At 36.4% G+C, this 6,418-nt stretch carries 6 protein-coding genes; all 6 read right to left on the reverse strand.

Features of this window, described 5'->3' with window-relative positions:
- Positions 1–110: 110 nt before the first annotated feature.
- Positions 111–677, reverse strand: coding sequence for a GNAT family N-acetyltransferase (locus tag EKM79_RS11970; protein WP_125569103.1), 567 nt, complete (start codon positions 675–677; stop codon positions 111–113).
- Between the two features lie 78 nt (positions 678–755).
- The gene (smpB, locus tag EKM79_RS11975; RefSeq protein WP_125569105.1) at positions 756–1,229 is read right to left on the reverse strand and encodes an SsrA-binding protein SmpB; all 474 of its coding nucleotides are present in this window, start codon (positions 1,227–1,229) and stop codon (positions 756–758) included.
- Between the two features lie 6 nt (positions 1,230–1,235).
- Positions 1,236–3,602 (reverse strand): ribonuclease R, encoded by a 2,367-nt coding sequence (rnr, locus tag EKM79_RS11980; protein WP_125569107.1) that lies wholly within the window; start codon positions 3,600–3,602, stop codon positions 1,236–1,238.
- The gene (locus tag EKM79_RS11985) at positions 3,595–4,344 is read right to left on the reverse strand and encodes an alpha/beta hydrolase (RefSeq protein WP_125569110.1); all 750 of its coding nucleotides are present in this window, start codon (positions 4,342–4,344) and stop codon (positions 3,595–3,597) included. The genes rnr and EKM79_RS11985 overlap by 8 nt, the downstream gene beginning before the upstream one ends.
- A 69-nt stretch (positions 4,345–4,413) precedes the next feature.
- The gene (gene secG, locus EKM79_RS11990; RefSeq protein ID WP_125569111.1) at positions 4,414–4,650 is read right to left on the reverse strand and encodes a preprotein translocase subunit SecG; all 237 of its coding nucleotides are present in this window, start codon (positions 4,648–4,650) and stop codon (positions 4,414–4,416) included.
- 74 nt (positions 4,651–4,724) lie between these two features.
- A complete protein-coding gene (locus EKM79_RS11995; protein WP_125569114.1) occupies positions 4,725–6,263 on the reverse strand; it encodes a ClC family H(+)/Cl(-) exchange transporter in 1,539 nt (512 codons plus the stop codon).
- Positions 6,264–6,418: the final 155 nt, after the last annotated feature.

Here is a 6,418-nt window from a genome sequence, read left to right on the forward strand (position 1 = left end):
GGCATAAAAAAATCCACACCATTTCTAGTGTGGAAATTGCTCTAAGATGTCTCACCAATACTATTTGACATAGAGCCAAAAGTGCCTCTGACTATTGTCAGAAGCACTTTTTATTTGTTCAACTCTAATTGCATGTGATCGTAAAGATGACTTCCAATATATATTTGACCTACCTTCTTAAATCCAACTTTGTCATAAAGATGTCTTGCAGGTTTATTAGTAACATCTACATTTAAACTCATGATTTTTTCTCCTCGCTTACGGATTAGTTCAATGAGTTCCTTTAATGTTTTAGTCCCAATTCCCTTGCCTTGCATATCTGGAGCAACAGCAAATGAATCAAGATACCATTCCCCTGGCCAAGCTTCCTTGTCAGTAAAAATACTATCCTTTTTGATTCCATGTTCGTGCATGATTTTTACTAATGGAGCGTCTATTCCATCTTCCAATTCTTCAGGATAACCAACAGAAATAGCGCCAACCTTACCATCAATCTCGTTAACCAAAATGTGATCTAATCCATAACGATAATCAGGAAGTTCAAAACCTTCACGAATAATTTGTGCCATCGTATCATTACCAAGTTCTTTGAAAATATCTAACTCCATTTCGTCAAATATTTGAAATAGTGTAGGTAATATCTGATCGATGTCCCCTTCTTTTGCATATCTAAACATACTTTCACCTCAATAACATAATACATGAAGTTGTGATAATTACCAAATTAGACAAAAAAACACCCAAACATGGGTATTTTAACGTACGGCATTCTTCATGACACGTTGTATTTCACGTTCTTGATCTCGCCTCTTAATAGTTTCACGTTTATCAAACTGACGTTTACCTTGAGCCACACCAATCAAGACTTTTGCGAATCCATTCTTCAAATATACTTTCAAAGGAATCACAGTAATTCCTTTCTCTTGAATAGTTGAAGAAATCTTTCGAATTTCTTTTTTATGCAACAATAACTTACGATTACGTAATGGATCATGGTTGAATTGATTGCCTTGATCATAAATGGCAATATTTACATTTTCAAGCCACAATTCACCATTTCTTGCTTGAACAAATCCATCACGAATATTTATCTTACTTGCTCGTACGGACTTTATCTCAGTACCCGTGAGAGAAATTCCCGCCTCATAAGTGTCTAAAATACTGTAATCATGACGAGCCTTACGGTTGTTAGCTACCTCATTAGCAGCCTTTACGTGATGCTTCTTCATTTATCATCACCGACTTTCGTATTTACCACGTCTTCTATTGTTTCCATTACCATTATGTCCGTGGCTATTATTACCACGACCTCTGCCACCATTAGAATGGCTGTTTGAATGACCATTTCCACCGTGACGACGATTGCTTCTACTGTGACTTCCACGGCGCTTAGCAAACTCTTCTTCACGTTTCTTTGCTTGTTCTGCCTCTTCAGGTGTTAGAACTCTCTCAAAGTCAATTTGACGATGCTCAACATCAGCGCGGATAAGTTTTACTTTAATAGGTTGACCAACCTTGAAGGTCTTACCGGTTCCACGCCCATGCATTGACATACTCTTCTCATCATACTCATAATAATCGTCTTTCATATTAGAAATATGAATCAAACCTTCAACGGTATTGTCCAATTGAATAAACATACCGAAGCTTGTAACTGAGCTGACAACAGCATCAAATGTTTCGCCAACTTGATCAGCCATGTATTCGGTCTTCTTCAAATCATCTACCGCACGTTCAGCATCGATTGATTTTCTCTCACGACCTGAAGTGTGATCACCGATCTCTTTAAGTTTTCCGCCCCATTTGGCTTGTTCATCATCAGTAAAACCATTTTCAGCATAGCTATGAATCATGCGATGAACCGTCAAATCAGGATAACGACGAATTGGAGATGTAAAGTGAGTATAATACTTAGCAGCCAAACCAAAGTGACCCAATGGTTCATCAGAATATCTAGCTTGTTGCATACTTCTCAATAACATGATCGTAACAACTGCTTCTTCTGGTGTACCAATTACTTGAGCAAGAACACCTTGGAACATCTTAGGACTGATATCCTTTAAATTACCGTGAACATCAATACCCATGGCGGCGACAAATTCAAAGAACTTTTTAACTTTTTCATCATCAGGCTTTTCGTGGACACGATATAGGAATGGAACGTGTTTCAAATTATAGTTCTTAGCAACTGTTTCGTTTGCTTCCAACATAAATGATTCAATCATTCGCTCAGAAGTTCCACGATCACGTAATTGAATATCAATTGGCTTACCATTATCATCTACAATGATCTTAGCTTCTGTTTCTTCGAAATCAATTGCACCACGTTCATGACGCATCTTAAATAAAATGTCATGTAATTCTGACATGTCTTTTAACATTGGCACTAATGGCTTGTATTCTTCGCATAGTTCAGCATCGCCATCTAAAATCTTATTAACATTATTGTATGTCATACGATACTTAGACTGAATAACACTTGGATAAATATCATACTTTTCAACTTGACCAGAACGATTAATTATCATATCACAAGTCAAAGCTAGTCTATCTTCACCAGGATTCAGCGAACAAATCCCATTAGATAATCTAAATGGAAGCATAGGAATAACACGGTCTACTAGATATGTACTTGTACCACGTTCGTAGGCCTCTTTATCAAGTGCTGAACCTTCAGTTACGTAATGAGTAACATCAGCAATATGTACCTCAAGATGGAATTTACCATCGGCTGTTTTTTCAACACCAACAGCATCATCAAAGTCTTTTGAATCATCCCCATCGATTGTAATGACCATATTATCAGTCAAATCATGACGTCCTTCACGGTCGCTATCAAGTACATGATCAGGAATCTTTTCAGCTTCCTCAAGAACTTCCTTAGGGAATTCAGGATTAATATCATTGTCAATAACGATAGACATGATATCAACACCAGGGTCATTTTTATTACCAATGATTTCTAGTGCTGTTCCTTCCATGCTTTGTGGATGTTTATCATTTGGATACTCATCAATAGATACTTGAACCATATCGCCCATTTGTGGGTGCAGACCCTTATCTGAAATGAATACCATGTATGAAGCCAATTTCTTTTCATGACTCTTAACATAGCCATAGTGACCAGACTTCTCTACTTGAGCATCACTATATGGATGGAATTCACCAACAATCTTGGACAATGAACGTTCAATGATCTTAGTTATTTCTCCTTCAGGTCCTTTATCGATCCACGGGTTAGAAGGTTTAGTAATCTTCACTTCAACAGTATCTCCATTAACGGCATGAAGTGTATTGTCCTTAGCAACAAAGGCATCTGGTTCTACTTCATCGTATCTAACAAAACCAAAACCCTTATCATTTCCCTTAAATGTACCTTCAAGTACTTTATCAGGTTGAGACATTTTGAATTCATCTTTATTTGTAAGAGTAATCTTACCCTCACCTTCAAGAACGGCAAGAGCCTTAACAACACGTTTAAATGCTGAAGCTCCATGCATTCTCAAAGCATCTTCAATTTGTTCAGAAGTATATCTTCGTTCTGGATTATTTCTGAAAAATTCAAGTATATCTGCAATTAATTTATCTTCTTTATCAGGCATTTCTATCCTCAATATTTTCTAAAAAGTTTAGCACATCGCCCTCCAATTCTTTATGAGCACGATTAATTGTTAAAACATGACCTGCATCATACTGATGTAAATCGGCTGTCTTAACTATCTGAGCTACTTGCTTAGCAGCTTCAGGATCTACCAATTTATCTCTCGTACCTTGCCCTATAAAATAAGGCTTATCTATTTCAGCTAATTTATTACCCACATTACTAGTTGTGTTTCTAATATCCATCAACATCGCGTCAATTTTTGAATCAATCACATGCAAGTTTTCATATTTTTCGATTTCAGAAACTTCTCTGACCTCGTAAGCTTTTTCTGCATAAGTCATAAACGCATTTCTAACATTTTTAAAGTCTTGCGACAAAACTGGTGAACCAAACACTCCACCGGCTTTTATTTCAGGAATGCTCTCTACGGCTTTAGTGGCGAAAATAGCTCCAAGTGATAACCCAAATATATAAATATCTGTCTTACCATGACTCTTCAAAAAGTCTACGGCATCATTAACTTGTTGCCACCATACATCTGGGCCTCCAAGATTCAAAATATCCATAGGTTCTGTAGTACCGTGACCCATAAACATTGGAGCATACGCTGAAAAATTATTACGTTCCAACATTCTACCCATTAATCTCATATCATTAGATGTTCCGGAAAATGAATGTAACAAAACCACGGCTTTTTTTCCAGAATCAAAGAAAAAGGGTTTTGGTGTCAATATCTTCAATAAAACCACTCCTTATAACAAAAAACCTCCTGAGCAACTTTGTTTAGTAGCTTCAGGAGGATAACTTGCTTAGTGTGATGATAAATATACTAATACTAATGAGAAAACAAAAAATAGCACTAGTAAAACATAGGTAACCTTTACCATGAAGGCTTCAAAACCACGTTTCTTCTGGTTGCTGAACAAGTCTCCACCGCCACCTGACAATGCATTCAATGCATCTTGCTGTTTTGTAGGCTGCATTAGTACAGCGATAATTATCAAAATAGAAACAATAATTAGTAAAGTTTCAATAACGTTATACACCCGTAAAACCTCCGTTCATGGTGTTAAAAAGCTAAAATCACTCCTAAAACAATAACACAAAATAAGTCAAAATTCTAGTCAATTCCATTAATCAAATGATTTATCTCATCACGAATTTGAACTCTTTTAGCTGCGTTGACCATCATAACTATTCGATCACCAGCTTTAATAACAGTGTCACCCTTCGGAATAATCTGCGTTTCTCCACGATAAATAGCAATTATTAAAATATCTTTTGGGAAAGGAATATCGCGTATATACTTACCATCAATAGTACTTCCTTCAAAAATCGGCATTTCCAATCTATCATTGAACTTACTTACTCGATTTAAATAATTATTATCAATATTTAAACGTTCCTTCAATGATTCATAAATTGGGGCTCCATTAAGCATATCTACTACTATGTACGCCACTAATGATAACACAGCTAGTGGCATTAAGTGTTGTAGTGACCCAACCATTTCTGTAACCAAAATAATTGCGGTAAAGGGAGCCTTACCAATACAGGCAAAATATCCAGCCATAGAGAAAATAATTAAATTGCTTTCAAAACTAACTGGCAGCAATCCAATCTGATGCATAAAGACCGCATAAATAGCTCCGAGAATTGCACCAAGGTTCAAAATAGGCAAGAAGATTCCACCTGGTAACCCTGATCCATAAGAAACCATCGAAAATACGAATCTCAGAACAAACAACCCAATCAATACTATCAAGCTGAATCCCCAACCATTTAAGCTAGTTATAATGCTGTTACCACCACCAATGAACTGTGGAAAAGCCATTCCAATTGGCAATATTAAAATAATAGGAACCAAACCTTGTAAATAACGAGGGATGTGTAGACTATCGTATAAAGATGGCATAACTAATAAAGCCTTTTGATATAGTCTTCCAAATAACCCTAGAACAATTCCCAACAAAACTAAATGCCAATACATACCTATCGGCATACTTTCCTTGTATGGTATATCTAACACTGGCGTTAATCCAAATACATATAATGCGACCAAGTTAGAACTTACTGCACTAGCTAGAGCTGTTACCCAAACTAGTGGAGAAAAGTTATGATAAATTTCTTCTAAAACAAACATTGCTCCAGCTATCGGTGCATTAAAAGCTGCAGCCAATCCACCAGCTGCACCACTAGCTATTAAAACTCTGCGGAATACACCAGTTTCATTTGTTATCTCGCTAAACCCTTGTCCAATCGCTGATCCCAATTGGATAGATGGTCCTTCACGTCCCAAAAACAAACCTGGTCCTATACTAAGGATGCCTCCGACAAACTTAGTCCAAAGAATTGACCACCAGTTCATTTCCATTTCACCAGCCAATTGTGCTTCAACTTGTGGAATACCAGATCCAGAAATATTAGGTTCTTTCTTTAAAAAGACAGCAACTAATAATCCCATTGCTCCTAATAGTACCAATATAGCCAAAAATATAATCACATTATGGCGAGCAGCAATATATGCACCTTGAAAAATTGTTAATAACTGACCTATAGACCAACGAAACATACTAACAACTGCCCCAGATAAAATACCAACAATGATACCTTCCAAAGTGAGTTTTAGCTTATCGTTGTCTGCCACAACTACTTTCATGAAATTCCCCCTAATATTGAAATTATACTCCAATTTTTTAAAGAAAAAAAAGCAGTCTTACGACTACTTTAATTGGTTCTATACTTTCTGGTATTGATGAATAATCAATACCAGTTTTTTTATTCCCTTTTAACACAAAAAGAACATCACTGTTC

The organism is Companilactobacillus insicii, from assembly GCF_003946015.1.
Taxonomy (GTDB): domain Bacteria; phylum Bacillota; class Bacilli; order Lactobacillales; family Lactobacillaceae; genus Companilactobacillus; species Companilactobacillus insicii.